The 20,427-nt window shown below is 69.5% G+C and carries 16 protein-coding genes; 5 read left to right on the forward strand and 11 right to left on the reverse strand.

Translation table 11 applies throughout. The features are described from left to right. Positions 1-106: 106 nt before the first annotated feature. Complete coding sequence (locus V5F61_RS10245; RefSeq protein WP_393988326.1) at positions 107-820, forward strand: type 1 glutamine amidotransferase; 714 nt, start codon at positions 107-109, stop codon at positions 818-820. 18 nt (positions 821-838) lie between these two features. On the opposite strand, the gene V5F61_RS10250 is transcribed toward V5F61_RS10245, so the two are convergent. From V5F61_RS10250 to V5F61_RS10260, 3 genes are all read right to left on the reverse strand, one after another. Then, positions 839-2,077 carry a lytic murein transglycosylase gene (locus V5F61_RS10250; protein ID WP_393988327.1) on the reverse strand — a complete coding sequence of 413 codons (1,239 nt, stop codon included), beginning with the start codon at positions 2,075-2,077 and terminating at the stop codon, positions 839-841. Between the two features lie 15 nt (positions 2,078-2,092). Beyond that, entirely contained in the window at positions 2,093-2,965 is an 873-nt protein-coding gene (gene murI / locus V5F61_RS10255; RefSeq protein ID WP_393988328.1) for a glutamate racemase, read from the reverse strand. A 79-nt stretch (positions 2,966-3,044) separates the two neighbouring features. Beyond that, on the reverse strand, positions 3,045-3,365 hold the full coding sequence (locus tag V5F61_RS10260; protein ID WP_393988329.1) for a 2Fe-2S iron-sulfur cluster-binding protein: 321 nt from the start codon (positions 3,363-3,365) through the stop codon (positions 3,045-3,047). Positions 3,366-3,691: 326 nt separating this feature from the next. Here V5F61_RS10260 and V5F61_RS10265 point away from each other — a divergent pair, with 326 nt between their 5' ends. Both V5F61_RS10265 and V5F61_RS10270 read left to right on the forward strand, forming a co-directional pair. Continuing rightward, entirely contained in the window at positions 3,692-8,632 is a 4,941-nt protein-coding gene (locus tag V5F61_RS10265; RefSeq protein WP_394104034.1) for an apolipoprotein A-IV repeat region-like domain-containing protein, read from the forward strand. 129 nt (positions 8,633-8,761) lie between these two features. Beyond that, complete coding sequence (locus V5F61_RS10270; protein WP_393988331.1) at positions 8,762-9,535, forward strand: hypothetical protein; 774 nt, start codon at positions 8,762-8,764, stop codon at positions 9,533-9,535. Positions 9,536-9,989: 454 nt separating this feature from the next. Here V5F61_RS10270 and V5F61_RS10275 read toward each other — a convergent pair whose 3' ends face one another. From V5F61_RS10275 to V5F61_RS10290, 4 genes are read right to left on the reverse strand one after another with little or no spacing between them, the layout of a single operon-like run. Beyond that, positions 9,990-10,625 carry an ABC-type transport auxiliary lipoprotein family protein gene (locus tag V5F61_RS10275; RefSeq protein WP_393988332.1) on the reverse strand — a complete coding sequence of 212 codons (636 nt, stop codon included), beginning with the start codon at positions 10,623-10,625 and terminating at the stop codon, positions 9,990-9,992. An 8-nt stretch (positions 10,626-10,633) separates the two neighbouring features. Continuing rightward, on the reverse strand, positions 10,634-11,557 hold the full coding sequence (locus tag V5F61_RS10280) for an MlaD family protein (protein WP_393988333.1): 924 nt from the start codon (positions 11,555-11,557) through the stop codon (positions 10,634-10,636). 18 nt (positions 11,558-11,575) lie between these two features. Next, positions 11,576-12,385 (reverse strand): ABC transporter ATP-binding protein, encoded by an 810-nt coding sequence (locus V5F61_RS10285; protein ID WP_393988334.1) that lies wholly within the window; start codon positions 12,383-12,385, stop codon positions 11,576-11,578. Positions 12,386-12,392: 7 nt separating this feature from the next. Next, entirely contained in the window at positions 12,393-13,520 is a 1,128-nt protein-coding gene (locus V5F61_RS10290; RefSeq protein WP_394104035.1) for an MlaE family lipid ABC transporter permease subunit, read from the reverse strand. Positions 13,521-13,798: 278 nt separating this feature from the next. On the opposite strand from V5F61_RS10290, the gene dgcA reads away from it, so the two are divergent. Further along, positions 13,799-14,776, forward strand: coding sequence for an N-acetyl-D-Glu racemase DgcA (gene dgcA / locus V5F61_RS10295; protein WP_393988336.1), 978 nt, complete (start codon positions 13,799-13,801; stop codon positions 14,774-14,776). On the opposite strand, the gene V5F61_RS10300 is transcribed toward dgcA, so the two are convergent. The 4 genes from V5F61_RS10300 to V5F61_RS10315 all read right to left on the reverse strand — a co-directional run bounded on the left by V5F61_RS10300 (position 14,746) and on the right by V5F61_RS10315 (position 19,015). Further along, positions 14,746-15,966: an MFS transporter gene (locus V5F61_RS10300; RefSeq protein WP_393988337.1), complete on the reverse strand. Its 1,221-nt coding sequence runs from the start codon at positions 15,964-15,966 to the stop codon at positions 14,746-14,748. The genes dgcA and V5F61_RS10300 overlap by 31 nt on opposite strands. 189 nt (positions 15,967-16,155) lie before the next feature. Beyond that, positions 16,156-17,139 carry a threonine ammonia-lyase gene (locus V5F61_RS10305; RefSeq protein ID WP_393988338.1) on the reverse strand — a complete coding sequence of 328 codons (984 nt, stop codon included), beginning with the start codon at positions 17,137-17,139 and terminating at the stop codon, positions 16,156-16,158. Further along, positions 17,136-18,203, reverse strand: coding sequence for a glycosyltransferase family 4 protein (locus V5F61_RS10310; RefSeq protein ID WP_393988339.1), 1,068 nt, complete (start codon positions 18,201-18,203; stop codon positions 17,136-17,138). The genes V5F61_RS10305 and V5F61_RS10310 overlap by 4 nt, the downstream gene beginning before the upstream one ends. Then, positions 18,203-19,015: a UDP-2,3-diacylglucosamine diphosphatase gene (locus tag V5F61_RS10315; RefSeq protein WP_393988340.1), complete on the reverse strand. Its 813-nt coding sequence runs from the start codon at positions 19,013-19,015 to the stop codon at positions 18,203-18,205. Before V5F61_RS10315 ends, V5F61_RS10310 begins: the two co-directional genes overlap by 1 nt. A 530-nt stretch (positions 19,016-19,545) precedes the next feature. Here V5F61_RS10315 and V5F61_RS10320 point away from each other — a divergent pair. After that, on the forward strand, positions 19,546-20,394 hold the full coding sequence (locus tag V5F61_RS10320; RefSeq protein WP_393988341.1) for a fumarylacetoacetate hydrolase family protein: 849 nt from the start codon (positions 19,546-19,548) through the stop codon (positions 20,392-20,394). The last annotated feature ends 33 nt before the right edge of the window (positions 20,395-20,427 follow it).

A 20,427-nucleotide genomic window follows, 5' to 3' on the forward strand; every position in this document is an offset into this window, starting at 1 on the left:
GCCGCCTACCCGATCAAAAAGGCATCCCGCTTTGCCCGTCATTTGGCCTTGCGGACGCACCGCCAGCCTCTAGCTTGCGGCCAGCTTTCACCGGAGCCATCCCCCCATGAAGATCCTCGTGTTCCAGCACGTCGCCGCCGAGCACCCCGGCAGCTTCCGTGACCTCATGAAGGCCGACGGCATCGCGTGGCACCCGGTGGAGCTGGACGAAGGCGAGTCGATTCCGCCCCTCGACGGCTACGACGCGCTGATGGTGTTCGGCGGCCCCATGGACGTGTGGCAAGAGGCGGAGCACCCCTGGCTGGTGCCGGAGAAGGCCGCCATCCGCGAATGGGTCGCCAAGGATCGCCCATATCTCGGCGTGTGCCTTGGCCACCAGCTTCTCGCCGATGCGCTGGGCGGCAAGGTCGGCCTCATGGCGAAGCCCGAGGTGGGGGTAACGGAGGTGTCGCTCACGCCCGCGGGGCGAGAAGCGGCGCTGTTCCGGGGCCTCGCGCCCACCTTCCCCACCCTGCAGTGGCACGGCGCGGCGGTGCTGGAAGCGCCGGCGGGCGCCGCCATCCTCGCCGAGAATGCGCACTGCCCGGTTCAGTCCATTCAGGTGGGCCGGCGCGCCTTCGGCATCCAGTATCATGTGGAGCTCACCGACGCGACGGTGCCCGAGTGGGGCGCGATCACCGAATACCGCTGCGCGCTGGAGGCCATCACCGGCCCCGGCGGACAGGCGGTGCTCGAAGCCGCCACCAGGGAAAAGATGCCGGTGTTCCAGGCCGCCGCGAAGCAGCTCTATACCAACTTCAAGGCCGTGATCGCGAGCTGAGCGCCGCGCTCCGGCGCGCTATCGGCCCTGGCGCAGAGCGTTGAGCACCTCGATGGAGGCATAGCCGTCGGCGGGGGAGATGCCGGCCTTCTGCTGGAAGGCGCGCACCGCGCGCATGGTGTCGGCACCCACGCGTCCATCGGTGCCTCCGGTGCCGAAGCCGGCACCGGTCAGGCGCTGCTGCACCTCCTGCAGCTCGGCGAGGGTGAGCGCCCGCTCGCCGCCCGGCCAGGGGGTGGCGAAGGGCCCCTCCCCCATGATGCGATCGCCCAGGTGCACCACCGCGAGCGCATAATTGGAGGATGGGTTGTAGGAGCGCACCGCATAGAAATTGTGGAACAGCAGCAGCGCCGGCCCGCCCGGCCCGCCCGGCAGCCACAGGCGCGCCGCCTCGTCGTAAGCGGAGAGCGAGCGGCCATCCATGGTGGTCGCGCCGAGATCACCCCATTGGGAAAGCGGCCGCCACGTCTTGTTGTCGGCGAAGGCGGTGTTGAAGCCTGCCGGCAGCTTCGCCTCCACGCCCCAGGGCTCGCCACGCCGGTACTTGCCGCGCTTCACGAGATAGTTGGCGGTGCCGGCGAGGGCGTCATCCGGCTTGCCGAAGGGCGAGATGCGGCCGTCGCCATCGAAGTCCACGCCCATGTTGAGCCACACCTCGGGCATCCATTGGGTGTGGCCCATGGCGCCGGCCCAGGAGCCCGTCATCTCCTGCGGCGTGCCCCAGCCGCGCTGGACGATGACCAGCGCGTTCAGCAACTCCGCCTCCCAATAGGTGCGGCGGCGCGGATCGCCCCACGCCAGGGCGGCGAGAGAGGGGAACACCGGCTTCATGTGCTTGGCATTTTCGAGCACATCGCCGAAGGCGCTTTCCATGCCCCAGTAGCCCAGCATCACCCGCCGATCGACGCCGAACGCCTGCTCAATGCGTCCGAACAGGCCCGCATATTGCCGCGCGCGCTCCTGGCCGGTGGCGATCCGCCAGTCGGAGACGCGGCGGTTGAGATATTGCCAGGTCTGTTCCGTGAATTCCGGCTGCGCCCGGTCCTGGGCGTAGACGCTGGTATCCGGCTTCAGGCCGCGGAACACCTCGTCATAAGTGGCATCGGAGATGCCGCGCGCACGGGCCCGCGCGCGGAACTGTTCCACCCAGGCGGGAAAGGGCTTGGCGGCCTTCTGCGCGAAGGCGGGAGCGGCGCCCAGCAGCGTGGCACCTAGAAGGCCGAACGAGACGGCGCGGCGGTCGACCCGAACGGCCATGAAATCCTCCTGTGTTCAGCTCGCCGCGGCCAGCGGCCAGGCGAGCACTTCCGGCAGCGCCACCGCATGCCCCGTCAGGGCGGCGATGTGCGCCCCGTCAAGCGGGCGAGCGGTTGAGATGACACGCACGGGTGCGCGGGGAGCGCCATGCCCCGGCGCGGGGCCGAGAAGGTGCGTCACCCGCCGCGCGATGGCTGGCGCCGGGTCCACCCAGGAGACCGGCCAGGGGGCAAGGCGCTCCAGCCGCGCGCGCAGCAGGGGATAATGGGTGCAGGCCAGAACCACCGTATCGGTGCGGCGGCCGCCCAGATCGACGAAGCAGGGAGCGATCTCGGCGCGGATGGCCTCGTCCGCCACCGCACGGCCCGCGAGCGCATCTTCCGCGAGGGCCGCGAGGTTGACGCTCGGCACCAGGGTGACATCGCAGCGGCCCGCGAACGCGCGGATGAGGCCGGCGGTGTAGTCCCGCCGGACGGTGCCGGGGGTGGCGAGAATGCTGACCCGGCCGCTGAGGGAGGCGGCGCAGGCCGGCTTCACCGCCGGCACGGTGCCCACGAAGGGCATGGAATGGCGCGCCCTGAGCGCCGGCAACACCACGGTGGAAGCCGTGTTGCAGGCGATCACCACCAACGCAGGGGATGTCAGAGCGATGAGCCGGCTGAGCACGTCGTCCACCCGCGCCAGAAGGGCGTGGTCGCTCAGGCCGCCATAGGGGAAGCCGGCGTCATCGGCGGCGTAGACGAAATGGGCGTCGGGCCGCGCGCGGGCCACCTCGCGGAACACGGACAGCCCGCCGACACCGGAATCGAACACGAGGATGGTCGGCGCCGGAGCGTTGGCGGGCGGCACGGCAGCAAGTCTCCCGGCGGAAGCGGCGTCGGATGGCATGGTCTATCCCCCACGGCGCGGGCGATAGTGTGGCGCCCCTGCGTAAAGGAAACATGAGCACCGGCCCCGCCGGGGCGCCTCAGCCCTGGTTCTCGGGCGTGCGCAGCACCAGGCCCTCGAGTTCCGTGGTGAGCTTGATCTGGCAGGAGAGGCGCGAGTTGGGGCGCACGTCGGTCGCGAAGTCCAGCATGCCCTCCTCCATCTCGGAGGGCTCGCCGACCTTTTCGAGCCATGCTTCGTCCACATAGACGTGGCAGGTGGCACAGGCGCAGGCCCCGCCGCATTCCGCCACGATGCCGGGCACGCCGTTGCGCACCGCCGCCTCCATGGCCGTGGCGCCCTCGGGCGCCTCCACCTTGTGGGAGGTGCCGTCGAATTCGATGAAAGTGATCGCGACCATGGTTCCGCCGTAACCGCGCCGAATGGATTGAAGTCCTTCCAGGGAAGGCATGGCCGCCTATAGCCCCAACGCCCCGGCGAGGCCAGCGCCGATGCGCGCACACCCCGTTGCCGCCGGGATTAACGATATCTTCATTCTCGGAATCGGGCCGGTTCAAAGCCTTCGGTGCGAAGGCTATCATAAGCAACAGTAAACCATTTCCATGGGTGCGCGCGGCCGGTGGGCCGGGTGCCGCCATGGCCTCGCAAGACAGGCGCTTGGTGAGCCGGCAGGTGATGCCGGGCGCCTGCTCCGAAGGCAAAGGCGACGGCGACATGAAGACTCCGATGAAGATCCAGGATCCGACCGAGGTCGCCCTCTCGGCGATTCAGGAGGCGCTGACGCTGGAGCTGGACAACGCCCAGCAGGCCCGCGCGGCGCGGGAGACAGAGCCCGTCGAGCCGCAGGAGGTGGAGATGGCCGCACCCGACCTGCCGGAGCCCGAGGAGCAGGAGCCCCTCGCCATAGCCGATCGTCCCCTGCCCCCGCCGGATCGTCCCCTGCCCGCGCCCGGCGTGCGGCCCATCGGCCGGCGCGCCCAGCGCGACGCCGAGGCCGAGCCGCGCCGCGACACCGCCCGCCGCACCGCCGACCGCCGTGCCGCCAATGACGATCGCCAGAGCGTGGGCCGCGTGGTGAACCAGCTTCAGCGGCGCCCCTCGGCCGCGCCCTACTGGTGGGCGGCGGCCGTTTCGCTGCTATGGGTCGCCGTGGGCGTCGCCCTCGCCTACACCTACCACCGGGGCCTGATTGCGAGTTCGGAAGGGATCCAGTCCCTCGCCAACTCGCCGGTGCTACTCGGCGTGTTCGCCTCCATCCTGGTGCCGCCGCTGGCCTTCTTCGGCATGGCGGTGCTGATCCGCCGCTCGCAGGAGCTGCAGGCCATCGCGCGCTCCATGGCCGAGGTGGCCATGCGCCTCGCCGAGCCCGAAGCCCTGGCCACCGACACCGTGGTGAATGTGGGCCAGGCGGTGCGCCGCGAGGTGGCGGCCATGGGCGACGGGCTCGACCGCGCCGTTTCCCGCGCCGGCGAGCTGGAAGCCATGGTCCGCACAGAGGTCTCGCTTCTGGAGCGCGCCTACGAGGACAACGAGGTGCGCATCCGCACCCTCATCGACGAGCTCCAGGCCGAGCGCCACAACATCCAGATCGAGACCGAGCGCCTGCGCGACGGCATCGCCGGCGCTGAGACCGTGCTCTCCAACGAGGTGCGCGACGCCTCCGCCCGCATCCACGAGACCATGCTCATCGCCAGCGAACGCGTGACCGAGATCCTGGGCGAGAAGGGCGAGCACATCACCTCCGCCCTCGCCCGCGTGGGCGATTCCATGATCGACGGCCTCACCGCCAAGGGCACGGAGCTGATCGACCGCCTGCAGATCACCGGCACCGAGATCCGCCAGGATCTCTCCAATTCCGCCGACGCCATGGTGCAGACGCTCAAGTCGCGCACCGACGACCTCGCCTCCAACCTGCTGTCCACCACCTCCGACGTGGCGGTGCTGATCGACCGCTGGGGCGAGGACGTCAACGTCAACTTGGAACGCCTGAAGAAGAACATCGACGACACGCTGGCGGAAAACGGCGGCAACCTCACCGTCGAGATCGCCGCCCGCATCGACGCCGCGAGCGAAGCCTTCCGCGGCGCCACCGAGGCCATCGTGGCCGATTTCGGCACCCGCGGCGCCGATCTGGTGAAGCATCTGGAGACCAGCGGCGAGGCCATCGGCCGGAACATCGGCGACCGCAGCGCCGAGGTGGCGGCGCGCATCGCCGGCACCAGCGATGCCTTCCGCGCGGCCACCGAGGCCGCCATCGCCGACTTCGACAACCGCGGCGCCACCCTGGTGGCGCAGATCGTGCGCTCCGGCGAGACCATCACCGGTTCGCTCTCCAGCCAGGGCGAGGCCATCGCCGAACGCGTGGGCAGCTCCAGCGACGCGTTCCGCGCGGCCGCCGAGGCCGCCGTGGCGGACTTCGACAACCGCGGGGCCGCCCTGGTGGCGCAGCTCGAGCGCTCCGGTGAGACCATCACCGGCTCGCTCTCCAGCCAGGGCGAGGCCATCGCCCAGCGGGTGGGCTCGGCGAGCGACGCCTTCCGCGCCGCCACCGAAGCCGCCGTGGCCCACTTCGACGACCGCGGCGCCGCGCTGGTGGCACAGCTCGAGAAGAGCGGCGACACCCTGACCGGTGCCATCGTGGGCCGCGCCGACGAGCTGGCCGAGCGCGTCGGCATGGCCGGAGACCTCTTCCGCGCCACCGCCGAGGCCGCCGTCTCCGACTTCGACAGCCGCGGCACCGCGCTGGTGCTGCAGCTGGAGCGCACCGGCGAGGTCATCAACGAGACCATCGCCACCCGCGGCGGCGACATCGCCGCACGCATCGAGGGCACCAGCCAGCGCATCGTCGACGCCATCGCCGTGCGCGGAGAAAGCCTGCCCCAGCGCCTCGCCGAGGCGGGTGACCGCGTCGCCGCGACCCTGGACCGCTCGGCGGCCCAGATCGGCGCGGGCCTGGCCGACAGGGGCGACGAGATCGCCGCCGCCCTCACCGCGACCAGCGCCGATGTCACCGATCGCCTGTCCGCGGTGGGCAACCAGCTCACCAAGGCCATCGGCGCCCGCGGCAGCAAGGCCACCGACGCCTTCCGCGAGACCGCCGAGACCCTGGTGGCCGGCATCGGCACCAAGGGCGACGCCATCAAGGAGATGCTCGGCACCCACCTCAAGGCCATCGACGAGGCCTTCTCCGTGCAGGGCGCGGCGCTGGCGGACCGCCTGCACCACGACGGCACGGCCTTTGCCCGGGCGGTGAACGACGGCGTGCGCGCCTTCGACAATACCGTGAAGGTGCAGGCGCCCGAGCTGATCGACCAGATCAACCTGCGCGTGAACGAGGTGAACGAGAACCTGCGGCTCGCCGTGGACAATCTCGACGAGCGCCTCGCCTCCACCACCTCCAACGTGGCCGGCGCCCTCGACCAGCGCATCGCCCGCATCGAGCAGACCCTGGACCAGCGCGCCCAGAGCCTCACCGAGACCCTGGCGAGCCGCACCGTCAACCTCGCCCGCACGCTCGCGGACGGCACCACCAGCGCCACCGCCGCCCTCGACAAGTCGGTGGAGACGCTGGACGGCTTCTTCGCCAGCCGCAACAAGGCCCTGGGCGAGGCGCTCATGGAGCGCGCCGAGGTGGTGCACCGCGCCCTCGGCGGCCGAGCCCAGGAGATCGCCAGCCTGCTGGACGGCCGCGTCCACCGCATCGAGGAGCTGGTGCTCGGCCGCCTGGACGGCGTCGCCAACGAGCTGGAGGCCCGCGGCGGCGCCATCGCCGACACCCTCGCGAGCCGCGTGGAGAGCGTTTCCGGCACGCTGAAGAGCAATGCGGCCGAGGTGGAACGCTCGCTCACCGACCTGTCGCTCAATGTCGGCCAGGCCCTCACCGGCCACGCCGAGAAGGTGGCGGACGCGCTCGGCACCCGGCTGAACGAGATCGCCCACCTCATCGACGACAAGAACGGCGCCTTCCTGGTGGCCCTGGAGCGCACCAGCCAGCGCGCCGTGTCGGAGATCACCGCCACCAATACCGCCCTCAAGGGCGATGTGCAGGCCATCATCGAGCGCCTGGGCGAGGCCAACTCCACCTTCCAGAACGCCATGTCCGGCGCCGTGAGCAACCTCGGCGACTTCTCCGGCACCTTCGCCCGCCAGGTGGAGGACTTCGGCTCCACGGTGGAGAACATCGGCCGCACGGCCGACGCCACCGCCCAGCGCTTCGACACCCAGATCACCGCCCTCAAGGGCCTGTCCGGTACCACGCTCTCGGAGATCAACACCCTCACCGAGCGCCTGGAGCAGCAGGGCCGCGCCCTGGGCGAGGCCTCCCAGGCTCTCGGCACCACCCAGGAGCGCGTCGAGGCCACCCTCAACGCCCGCCGCGCCGCCCTGGAGGAGCTCGGCGGCGCCATGACCGCCCGCGTCACCGACATGGACGGCCGCATGCAGCACTTCCATGCCATGCTGGAGGATGCTTTCAAGGCCGCCCAGGACCGCGCCCGCGAGATCGCCGGCGTGGTGTCCGAGGCCGCATCCGGCTCCACCAAGGCCATGGAAGGCCAGCTCGACCTCATGCGCGAGGCCGCCGACACCGAGCGCACGCGCATGGCCGCCGCCCTGAAGCAGACCTATGAGGCCGCGCTGCAGGACGTGCAGCGCATGTTCGGCGACACCGGCGCCCAGTTCACGGCCGCCGCGCGGGAGCTGAAGCGCACGACGGAGGAGGTGCAGCAGGCCATCGAGCTCGCCCGCGCCGAGATGAAGCGCGGCATCCTGGAGCTGCCCGCCGAGACCGAGGCCAGCGCCGCCACCATGCGCCGCGCCGTGGCCGAGCAGATCAAGGCGCTTGCCGAGCTGAACGAGATCGTCGCCCGCCAGGGCCACGCCTTCGATGTGGTGGAGGCCGGTGCCCGGACCTCAGTGCAGGATCTCGCCCGCGCCTCGGTGGCGCGCGAGGTGGAGCATGTGCTCCCCGTCCAGGCCGAGCCGGCTGAGCGTCCGATGGTGACCCGCCGCATTCCCACCCTGCCCCGGCGCGCCGAGGCGGAGGCCGCGCCCCTGCCGGCGGAACCGGCTCCGGCGCCCGCCGCCCTCGTCGAGCACCAGCCCGCTGCCGAAACCCATGCCCCAGCGGAGCTCACGGCGCCCCTCACCGACCATGAGGAGCTGCTGAGCGAGCTGCTCGCGGTGGCGGCCGGTGACCTGCACCAGGCAGAAGCACGGCAGGAGGACGCCCGGCCTGAGGAGGCCCGTCCGGAAGCCGCGCCCCGCCGCCGCCCCGAGAGCCTTGTGCCCCCGCGCCGCCCGGCCGCCCGGCCCACTCCGCGGCCGGCACCCGACACCATCGAGGCGCTGACCACCGACATCGGCCGCATCATCGATGCCGCTGCGGCCGCCGAGTGCTGGGACCGCCGCCTGAACGGCCAGCGCGGCGCCTTCACCCGGCGCATCTATACCCTCCACGGCCTCCAGGCCTTCGAGGCGATCCGTCGGCGCTACCAGGAGGAGCCCGGCTTCCAGGAGGAGGTGAAGCGCTACATCGGCGATTTCGACCGCCTGCTGGAGCAGGCCAGCGCCGGCGAGCGCGGCGATGTGCTCGCTCGCACCTACCTCACATCGGACTCGGGCAAGGTCTACACCCTGCTCGCCCATGTGGCCGGCCGCCTCGACTGAAGCGGCCCACAGCTCCCGGCACACCGTGCCGGGAGCATCGACTTCAAAGTGTAAGGGAACTTCGGTAAAATCTTCCGGCAGTCTGCCGCCAGCATGCCGTCTCCGGCCCAGTCAGGGAGCCTCCCACGCATGAAGACCTATATCTGCGCCGCTTATGCCGGCGGCCAAGGCAAGACGACCCTTGCCCAGATGGTGTTCTCCGCCCTCAGGAAGCGCGAGCTGTCCTATAAGCTCGTCGCGGCCGACTTCACCGACGGGACTGGCCATTCCAAGATCGGAAAGTTCTTCCCCACCAAGGTGCTGGAGCTGGGCATCGGGTCGCAGCTCGCCTCCTCCAAGACCGAGAACGACGCCAACGCCCCCCTGCGCTACTGGGATCGTTTCGGCGGTCTGCTGCTGACCGGCGGCGCGGTGCTGGACCTCGGCGCCAACGTGGTGCCCCAGCTCGTGCAGTGGGCGCACCACCGGCGCGTCGCGCATATCATGCAGCAGCGCAATTCGCCGGAGATCGACCTTTTGGTCATCACCAAGCCGGAGAGCCACTCCATCGAGAATGTCGCCACCCTCATCGAGGACGTGGTGGTGGGCGGGGCGCTGCCGGTCTCCAGCATCATCGTGGTGCGCAACGCCGTGGGCGGCACCTTCGACACCCAGGGCTTCGAGCGCATCGAGAAGGTGGGGTCCGGGCGCAACCTGCACTTCATCAACCTGCCGCGCTGCACCTCCGAGCTGTGGCCCCACCTGGAGCGCACCTACACCCCGGTGGAAGAAGCCCTCGCGGCGACCGAGAACGAGCTTGCCGAGAAGTTCGGCATCGAGATCTGGTCGGCCTATGCGGGCCTGATGGACCTGCGCACCTGGGCCGACGAGGTCTATGGCGAGCTCAACAAGGTCGGCATCTGAGTCCTGACGCCCCGGGCCCGCGAGCGCGCCTCACGGGCCCGGGGACACGCGCGCACGGCATGTGGGCACAGCCTGCCCGGCTCCGCTTTGAGGGGAGCGGGGCAGGCTGTGCCTTTTTTTGTGAAAGCGCCAATGGCATGAGCACCGGCGGCGGGGCCCGGCCCCCACACCCGCACAATGCCCTTGCCGCCTTCATGGCCTGCGCCGACGAGATCGCTGGTTCGGGCACCGGCGGCCCGCAGCGCGAGGCCCGCCCCGAAGCGTGATAGTCCCAGCCCGCGTGGTCCTGAGAACGGTCGGGCCCTTTCTCGCGCAGTTTCTGGAACCGGGCAGATCGCGCACCGCGCCTTGCGGCACCAAGTCCACGCGACACGAAGTCCACGCGCGTGGGCCTGCCCGCCCTTTTCATCCCGAATGCCCAGAAGGCCCTGAGAGGTCGGGCCGGCCGGGGGGCTCAGAACTTGGCCGCCGCCCAGCGGACCATGGCCACGAGAACCTGATCCGAGGCCTTGTCGAGGGCCGCCGTCGCCTCCGCCCCCGAGCTGCTCGCTGCGGGCACATGGGCCTTGAACACCTGGGCTGCGAGGATGCGCCCGCTCTGGTTGCCGATCAGCTTCGCTGAAAGCTCCACCACCGCCACCGGGCCTTCGGGCGTGATGCGCAGGCCGAACACGCGAATGTCCGTGACGAGCTGGTATTCGGCCACGACCCCCTCGCCGGGCCGGGCGACGCGCTTGAGCCTGCTGCCGTTCTCGAATGCCTGGATGATCCGCGCCTGCAACAGCGAGGGCAGGCTGTCGCCCCACTGGGCGTCGCCCAGGTAGGCGATCTGGCCGGGCGCCGGCTCCACGAAGATCTTGTCGGTGTTGAGGGCAGCGAGTGCATAGGGCGTCGCCACCACGAGCTGCCCTTCGCCGCGCCCACCGGCGGTGAAGCCTTGCGGCGCCGAGAGATTATAAGTGGGCGTCGGCGTGGAGCCGCAGGCCGCCAGCAGCAGGCCGAGGCCGAGAACCGCAGCGCGGACGCCCCAGGCCCCGCCAGCCTTGAGGCCGCCCAGGACATCGAAACGGTTCCCCCGCGCGTCGATCATGCTGCTGCTCATCGCCTGTAGGTGGGCACGGAGGTACCGCCGCCCATAATGAATTGCTGCGGATTGCGCTCGATGCTGCGCAGCACGCGCTCGATCTCGCCGAGAGTGCGCCGCCCGTCCACCGCCAGCGCCTCGTACTGGCGCAGGCCGGGGCCGGTGAAGCGGCTGATCTCGTTGGTGAGCACCGCCGTGCGCTGGTCGAGATTCTCGGCGAGCTGCCGCACGGAGGTGGCGGCGTCCGTGGCCTGGGCCAGAAGCCCGTTCTTGTCCTCGGTCGCCGCCTTCAGGTTCACCACCACGGTGTCCACCCTTCCGGCGACATCGTTGAGCTGCGTCACCAGCGACTTGGACTGCTCGATCAGCGTCGCGACATCATTGGAGCGGTCCGCCACCGCCTTCGAGAACTGATCCACGTTCTTGATGATGGATGCGATCTCATCCGGGTTGATGGCCTGGAGCACCAGATCGATCTTGCGCGCGACGCCCTGGGCGGAGCTGATGAGGCCCGACATGCCGGAGCCGCCATCGGAGGGAATGCGCGGAATGCCGTGCGGCCCCATCGGAAGCGGCCCGGCGTCCGGCTTGCCGCCGCGGATGCCCACGGCGACGATGCCGGTGATGCCCTGGGATTCGAGCCCCGCGCGCGCATCGGCGAGAATGGGCACGGACTTGTCGATGCTCACGCGCACCAGCACCTGTCCCGGCTCATTGGGCACGAGATTGAGGCTCTGCACCTGGCCCACGGGGATGCCGTTGAACAGCACCGAATTGCCCTGTCGCAGGCCCGCGACGGAGCCGTCGAAGACGATCTCGTAGAGCTTGCGGCCACTGGAATCCTCCGGCCCGGCGAACCAGTACACGAAGCCGAACGCCGCCACGATGACGGCGAGCGTGAAGGCTCCGATGATGGTGTAATTGGCCCGTGTTTCCATGCCTTGCTCTCGGTTGCCCTAGCCGCGCCCCTGCTGCACGGCACGCGCGCGCGCGCCGTGGAAATAGGCGCGCAGCCACGGATGCGTCGCCTGCATCATGGTCTCGATTGTGCCTTGCGCGATCACTTTCCCCTCTGCCAGGGCCGCGATGCGATCGCAAACCGTGTGCAGGCTATCCAGATCGTGGGTTACCATGAAAACGGTAAGGCCCAAAGTCTGCTGCAATGTGCGGATGAGCTCGTCGAAATCACCCGCGCCGATGGGGTCAAGGCCCGAGGTGGGCTCGTCCAGGAAGAGGATTTCCGGGTCGAGCGCCAGGGAGCGGGCGAGCGCCGCGCGCTTGATCATGCCGCCGGAAAGCTCGGACGGCAGCTTTTCCGCCACATCCGGCTTCAGGCCCACCATCTCGATCTTGGCGAACGCGATATCGTCCATCAGCCGCTGGGAGAGCTTCAGGTTCTCCCGGAGCGGGAACTGGATGTTCTGCTTCACCGTGAGCGAGGAGAAGAGCGCGCCCTGCTGGAACAGCACACCCCAGCGCCGCTCCACCGCCGAGCGCTGGCTCTCGTTCAGATCGTCGAGATTCTCGCCGAACACCTCGACCGTGCCCGAGCGCTTGGGCACGAGCCCCAGGATCGTGCGGGTAAGCACCGACTTTCCGCCGCCGGATGTGCCCACGAAGCCGAGGATCTCGCCCCGGTACACGTCGAGATCGAGGTGATTGAGGATGATCCGGTCACCGAAGCCCACGACGATGTCCTGGACCTTGATGATGGCTTCCTTGCCGTTGGCAGCGGCGGCTCCGGCGGGGGTGGTGCGCGCGTCCATCCCTGCCTCACATGTTGATGGACGCGAAGAACATGGCGAACACGCCGTCCATCACGATCACCAGGAAGATGGCCTTCACCACCGAGGCGGTGGTGTGCGCACCCAGGGACTCCGCGCTGCCACCCACCCGCATGCCCTCCAGGCACGCCACGATGCCGATGGTGGCCGCCATGAAGGGCGCCTTGATCATGCCCACGTTGAACTGGTCCATGTCGATGGCGCTCTTCAGGCGCTGCATGAAGATCTCGGGCGTGATGCCGCCATAACCCCAGGAGACGAGCCCCGCCCCGAAGATGGCCGCCATGGACCCGATGAAGGTGAGCAGCGGCAGCGCGATGACGAGCGCCATGATGCGCGGCACCACCAGCACCTCGATGGGATCGAAGCCCATGACGCGCAGCGCGTCGATCTCCTCGCGCATGCGCATGGAGCCGAGCTCGGCCGTGTAGGCGCTGCCCGAGCGGCCGGCAATCATGATGGCGACGATGAGCACGCCCAGCTCGCGCAGCACGAGCACGCCCACCATGTCCACCACGTAGATCTCGGCCCCGAACCTTCGGAAATTGAAGATGCCCTGCTGGGCCAGGATGCAGCCGATGAGGAAGGTGATGAGGATGATGATGGGCACCGCCCGGAAGCCGACCCGGTCGAGCTGGTTCACCATGGCGGTGAAGCGGAAGGTGCGCGGCCGCATCACCACCCGCATCATGGCCGCGATGGTGGCGCCGATGAAATTGAGCAGCGCCATGGCGTCGGCGCCGGTGTTCACCACCTCGTGGCCGAACCGCTCCACGATGGCCTCCTGCCGGCGGGCGGCCGGGCGCGGATCGCGTCCCGCGCGGGCCATCTCCTCCAGCAGGATCTTGTACCGCGGGGCGAGGCCCTGGATGGACGTGGCGATGCCCTTCTCGTCCCAGGCCCGGCGCAACCGCTCGAACAGCAGCGCGCCGAAGGTATCCATGCGCTCCACGCCCGCGAGATCGAAGTCGACGCCCTTGGGGGAGGGGTATGTGGAGACCGCTTCGCCGACCGCATGCTCCAGCTCGTCGGCATGCTCGGATGTCCAGGCACCCCGGCCCGCCACGGTCAGGCGGTCATCCTGGGTATGCACGGAAATCAACGAGGTGTGGGGCAACGCGACCTCTCCAGGACCCGGTTGTCTTTACAGCCGCCCGCGGAATGTGGCCACCGTGGGCCCATTCCCTAGCGCGAACCTGACAATCTGCGTTCGACCGTCCGCAACGGCCATGGCCACGGGCGAGCCGAATCGGCTTACGATTCCCTGGTCGCGCCGCCACAACGGGTCTTGCTTACCACATCGCGCCCGCAGGCTGGTGCCTCCTCGCGCGGCCACCCCGCCGATTTTCGCCGACATCGGCATTTGAGGCACACCTCGAGGATGTCCGGTACGCCATGCCCGCCCTTTCCGTAACCGTCGAGCGCTTTCCCATCAACGGGACCTTCACCATCGCCCGCGGTTCGAAGACCGAAGCCGTGGTGGTGGTGGCGCGCATAGAAGACCGTGGCGTCGCCGGCCGCGGCGAGTGCGTGCCCTACGCGCGATATGGAGAGACAGTCGAGGATGTGGCCGCCACCATCTCCGCCCTCGCTCCCGAGATCGCCGCAGGGCTCGACCGCGCGCGCCTGCAGGCACGCCTGCCCGCCGGCGCGGCGCGCAACGCGCTCGATTGCGCCTTCTGGGACCTGGAGGCGAAGCGGAGCGGCATTCGGGCCGCCATCGCCGCCGGCCTGCCGCCGCTGCGGCCGCTGGAAACGGCCTTCACGCTGAGCCTCGACAGCCCGGATGCCATGGCGCAGGCCGCCGCGCGCGCAGGCCGCCCCCTGCTGAAGCTGAAACTGGGTGCCCCCGGCGATCCCGAGCGGCTCGCAGCCGTGCGGGCGGCTGCACCCGGCGCACGGCTTATCGTGGACGCCAACGAGGGTTGGGAAGAAGGAGCTCTGCCCGGCCTCCTCGCCGCCTGCGCCGCCGTTGGCGTGGAGCTGGTGGAACAGCCCCTGCCCGCCGCCGCCGACGGCGCCCTCGCGCAGTTCCCCCATCCGGTTCCCATCTGCGCCGACGAGAGCGTGCATGCCCGCGCCGGGCTCGCCGCGCTGCGTGGGCGCTATGATGCCGTGAACATCAAGCTCGACAAGACCGGCGGCCTCACAGAAGCCCTCGCCATGGCCGAGGAAGCCGAGCGCCTGGGCTTCGAGCTGATGGTGGGCTGCATGCTGGCGAGTTCGTTGGCCATGGCGCCGGCCCTGCTGGTGGCCCAGCGCGCCCGCGTGGTGGACCTCGACGGGCCGCTGCTGCTCGCCCGCGACCGCGCGCCCGGCCTCGTCTACGAGGATGCGACCGTCTATCCGCCGCTGCCCGAGCTGTGGGGCTGAGACCACCGCGTCCCCAGCGCCACCACCGCGCCCACCGCGCCCAGCACCGCCGAGACCACGAACGCCTTGGCACCCATGGCCACCCATAGCGGGCCGGAAGCCACGGTGGCCGCCGACATGAAGATGTTCACCGTCCACGCCGCAAGCGACTGGCCCGCGCCGGAACGATGGGCGCTGACCCCGCGTGACACCATCTCCACCATGCCAAGATAAGTGGCGCCGAAGGTGAAGCCATGCAGCAGCTGCAGCGCGAACACCAGCCCTAGCGGCGGATCGAACGCCATGGCCCCGAACCGCACCACGGCGGCAAGACCCCCGAGCGCGATGAGCCGGCGGGGGCCGAACCGGACCATGAGCCGCGTGCCGAAGCGGAACAACACGATCTCCGCCGCCACGCCCGCCGCCCACAGCAGGCCGATCACCGTCAGCGACCAGCCTTCCTCCCGCCAATGCACCGAGGCGAAGGCATAGAGCAGCGCGTGGCTCGCCTGCACCAGCGCCACCGCGACCACGCCGAGCGCAAGCGCCACCGGCACCCGCCCGCGCCCCTCCTCCCGCGGCGCCGGGTGCGGCGGAGCGGGCAGCTCCGGCAGCAGGAAGGAGGCGGCGAGATAGGAGAGATGGCCGAGCACCATCCACAGCACCACCGAGCCCGCGCCCGTGAGGGTGATGAGGAAGCCGCCCGCCACATTGGCCACCAGGAAGGCGCCCGAGCCCCATTGGCGGGCGCGCCCATAGTCTGCCCGCCCCGCCCGCGCCTGGCGCGAGGCGTAGGAATCGAGCAGCGCGAAGCTGGGATTCCAGCTCAGGGCGATCACTCCCAGCACCACGAAGATCACGAATGGATCGACGCTGAGCGCCAGCAGACCCGTGGTGAGCACGCTCATGGCGGCGAGCACCGTGAGCGTCGCCCGCGGGCGGCCCATCTTGTCGGAAACGATGCCCAACACCGGGGTAGCGAACAGACGTGTCACCAGCGGCACGGCGATGGCGATGCCGATCTCCTGCGGATCGAGCCCCCGGTGCTGCAGCCACAGGGGCAGGTAGGGCATCTGGATGCCCAGCGGCAGGTAGAAGGTGGCGAAGGCCGCGGCCAGCGCCACCTTCAGGCCGGCACGCGCGCGGGGGGGCGCACCCTCTCCCGTCTCGGGGGCGGAGCCGGCATCCGGCGGAGGCGAGGCGGAAGACATGGAATCGGAGCGTCTCGTTTCAGCCTGCGGCAGCGCTACATCATGGCATTGTCATATAGCGTCGATGGTCCTGCTTCTTGACCGGCGCCGGGTGGATTTCAGCCAGACACGGCGCAAGCGCGCCCATGGACTCGCGGTTCAAGCTGACAATCCACCGGCATTCCCCGGCAGGACCGCGCCCGCAAAAACTCAGGTGTGAAGACAGCGGGTGAAGGTTTCGGCGTCCACATTGCCGCCGGAAAGCACGATCACCACCGTTCCGGCAGCCTTCAGGCGGCCTTCCAGCAGTGCGGCCAGGGCCACTGCCCCGCCGGGCTCCACCACCAGCTTCAGCTCGGTGAAGGCATAGGCCACGGCGCGGGCCACTTCCGTGTCGTCGGCGGCCTCCGCCTCGCCCACCAGATCGCGGGTGATGGCGAAGGTGATCTCGCCCGGCGTCGGCGCCAAGAGAGCATCGCAGAAGGAGCCGGTGGGCGCGGCATTGCGCTCCCGCACCCCGGAGCGGAACGAGCGGGCGTGATCTTCGAAGCCCTTCGGCTCGCAGGCCACGACGCGGGCGCCCGGCGCGCGCGCCTTCACCGCCAGGGAAATGCCCGCCACGAGCCCGCCGCCGGAAGCGTTGGTCGCCACCAGATCGGGCGAAAGCCCCTGGGCCTCAAGATCCTCCATGATCTCCAGGCCCACCGTGCCCTGGCCGGCGATCACGTCGGGATCGTCATAGGGCGGCACCATCACGGCGCCGCGCTCGGCCGCGATGGCGCGGGCGATAGCGTCGCGGTCCTCAGTGGCGCGGTCATAGCCCACCACCTGCGCACCGAGCGCAAGGGTACGCTCCCGCTTCAGAGCCGGAGCGTCGTGCGGCATCACGATCACAGCCGGCATGCCCGGCAGCCGCGCGGCAGCGGCCACGCCCTGGGCGTGATTGCCGGAGGAGCAGGCCACCACCCCGGCGCCGCGCTTCTCCGGCGGAATCTGCACGATACGATTGTAGGCGCCGCGGAACTTGAAGGAGCCGGTGCGCTGGAGCGTCTCCGGCTTCAGGAACACGCGGGCGCCCACGCGATCACTGAGCACGGGCGAGAACACCAGCGGCGTGCGCACCGCCACACCCTTCAGGCGCAGGGCGGCGGCATCCACATCGGCGGCGGTGGGAAGGCGAACAGGGGCAGTCATGCCCCGGAAGCTACCCGACGCCGCAGCCGAAGGCGATAGCGCCGCGCGATGGGGCCGATGTCGTGGGCGATGAGCACGTTGTCCAGGAATTGCCGCGCGCTCTCGCGCCACGTGTAGCGCTCACCGAAGCGGCGTGCCGCGGCGGGGGAAAGCTCCAGCGCCTTCAGGCAGGCGGTCCGCAGGTCTTCGTCCAGCACGCCCACCGGCTCGGTGGCGCCCTCCAGCACATCCAACGGGCCGGTGACGGGATAGGCCGCCACCGGCAGGCCGCTGGCCATCGCCTCCAGCAGCACGATGCCGAAGGTGTCGGTGCGGCTCGGGAAGCAGAAGACGTCGCAGGCGGCATAGACCTGTGCGAGATCCTCCCCCTCCTTCGGGCCCAGGAAATGCACATCGGGGTAGCGCGCCCTCAGGCTCTCCAGGGCCGGGCCGCTGCCCACCACCACCTTGGAGCCGGGCAGGTCGAGATCGAGGAACGCCTCGATGTTCTTCTCCACCGCCACGCGGCCCACGAACAGGAAGGCCGGGCGCGGAATGTTCAGCGTCGCCTCCGGGCGGGGGCGGAACAGGTCCGCATCCACCCCGCGCGACCACCGCATGAGACGCTTGAAGCCGCGCGCCGCAAGGTCCCGCTCCAGGGTCGCGGTGGAGACCATGACGCCCCCCGCCGCATTGTGGAACGAGCGCAGCCACGCATAGGTCCAGCGCTCGGGCACCGGGGCGCGGGCGGAGAGATATTCGGGAAACTTGGTGTGGTAGGAGGTGGTGAAGGTGCGGCGCGAGGCGATGCAGGCGCGGCGCACCAGGATGCCGATGGGCCCCTCGGTGGCGATGTGCACGAAATCCGGCTGCATCGCCTCGATGCGGCGCATGATCATGCGCGGCGTGGCCAGCGAAAGGCGGATTTCGTTATAGGTGGGCATGGGGACGGTGCGGAATTCCTGCGGGGTCAGGAACATGATCTCCGCCCCGAGATGCTCCGCCTCGCGCGCGGTGTACTCCAGGGAGCGCACCACGCCGTTGATCTGCGGATGCCAGGCGTCCGTGGCGACGAGAACGCGCATCAGGCGGCCGCCCGGGCCTGTCCTTCCACCAGATCCGACTCGCTGTCCGGCGCGGCTTTCAGGTTGCGTGTCCAGCAGATGATCTCCAGGCGGCCGTCGTCGTGCTCGGCGATGGCGGTGCAGCTTTCCACCCAGTCGCCGCAATTCACATAGCGCACGCCGAACTGATCGTGAATGACCGCGTGATGGATATGCCCGCAGATGACGCCGTCGACGGAGTTGCGCTTGGCTTCGTCGGCCACCGCCTCCTCGAACTTGCCGATGTAGTTCACCGCGTTCTTCACCTTCAGCTTCGCCCACTGGCTCAGCGACCAGTAGGTGAGGCCGAGCCTGCGGCGCACGCGGTTCACGTAGGTGTTCGCCATCAGCGCGGTGGAATAAGCCCAGTCGCCCATGAAGGCGAGCCACTTGGCATGGCGCACCACCACGTCGAACACGTCGCCGTGGATGACGAGGTAGCGCTTGCCGTCCGCCGCCTCGTGGATGGCCGTCTCCATCACCTCGATGCCGCCGAAATGGCTGCCGTAATAGTCACGCAGGAATTCGTCGTGGTTGCCCGGCAGGTAGACGATGCGGGTGCCCTTGCGCCCCTTGCGCAGCAGCTTCTGCACCACGTCGTTGTGCTTCTGCGGCCAATACCACGAGGAGCGCAGGCGCCAGCCGTCGACGATGTCGCCGACCAGATAGATCACCTCGGCATCATGATACTTCAGGAAGTCGAGAAGCAGTTCAGCCTGACAACCCTTGGTGCCCAGGTGAATGTCGGAAAGAAACAGGGCGCGATAGCGTCGCGCATCCGGACTCTCGCTCACGCCAGGACCTCCACACTTCGGAACCCGACCATGGCCACCCCCCAAGAGTCACCTCCGGGGCATCCCAGGATGCCTCGCCGCAGCCGCAGCACGGGCCTTGCGCGGATGCGGCTTGCAGTTACCCGGAGTCGTGATTCCCTTTTATGACGCTACCGCGAAAAACGGAAGCGCGAATGCCCGAAACCGGACACTGCTCGAAAGGCGGGCAGTATTGGGGGACGACAAGAAAGGCGGCTAATAGTCTTTGGTTGAATATGGCCCCTTTCTACCCGCCGGAATGAAGCAAATAGCCGCCGGCACTCCATGGAGAGCACTCCAGGGCCCGGCGCGAACTTTCCGACCGCACCACAGCCCACCGTGGCGACGTGCCAACTCCATGGCATTGCCATGCGCCGGACGCTGATCAGGACGCTCCGATTCTCCTGACGTCGGCGCGCGCGGCATTGACCGGGACACCGCCGCGCGCCAGCGTGCGCCCGGGCCCGGCCCGGCAGTTCCCGCCGGTGGCGCGGGGCGAAGGAGCATATGGCATGAAACTGGTTCGTTTCGGCGCGAAGGGCGCGGAGAAGCCCGGCCTCATCGATGCGGCGGGGTGCGTGCGCGACCTTTCCGGCCATGTCCCCGAGCTTTCGGGCGCGGCGCTCTCCCCCGCCGGCCTCGCGCGGCTCGCGGCGCTGGATCCCCAGGTGCTGCCGCTCGCGCCCGAGGGCGCGCGCCTGGGCCCGTGCGTGCCGCAGCCGGGCAACTTCATCGCCATCGGCCTCAACTTCGCCGACCACGCAGCCGAGACCGGAAACCCCATTCCGGCCGAGCCCGTAGTGTTCAACAAGGCGCCGAACTGCATCAGCGGGCCGAACGACGACATCGTCATCCCCAAGGATTCCACCAAGCTCGACTGGGAAGTGGAGCTCGCCTTCGTCATCGGCACCCGCGCCCGCCATGTGGAGGAGAAGGACGCCCTTTCTCACATCGCCGGCTATTGCATCTGCAACGATGTCTCCGAGCGCGGCTTCCAGATGGAGCGCGCCGGGCAGTGGACCAAGGGGAAGGGCTGCGAGAGCTTCGGCCCCGTGGGCCCCTGGCTGGTGACGCCGGACGAGCTGGGCGACACCTCCGACCTCGCCATGCGACTCGAGGTGAACGGCATGCGGATGCAGGACGGCTCCACCCGCACCATGATCTTCCGGGTGCCGTTCCTGCTCAGCTATCTCAGCCGGTTCATGGTGCTCGACCCCGGTGATATCGTCACCACCGGCACCCCGCCTGGCGTGGGCCTCGGCTACAAGCCGCCGCGCTTCCTGAAGGCCGGCGACGTGGTGACCCTCTCGGTGGCCGGGCTGGGCGAGCAACGCCAGACGGTGGTTCCCTTCCAGCCCTGAGGCGCGAACCCGGCGGAGCGCCAAGCGGCCCTC

It is taken from the genome of Xanthobacter sediminis, from assembly GCF_043195015.1.
In the GTDB taxonomy this organism is placed as follows: Bacteria; Pseudomonadota; Alphaproteobacteria; order Rhizobiales; family Xanthobacteraceae; genus Xanthobacter.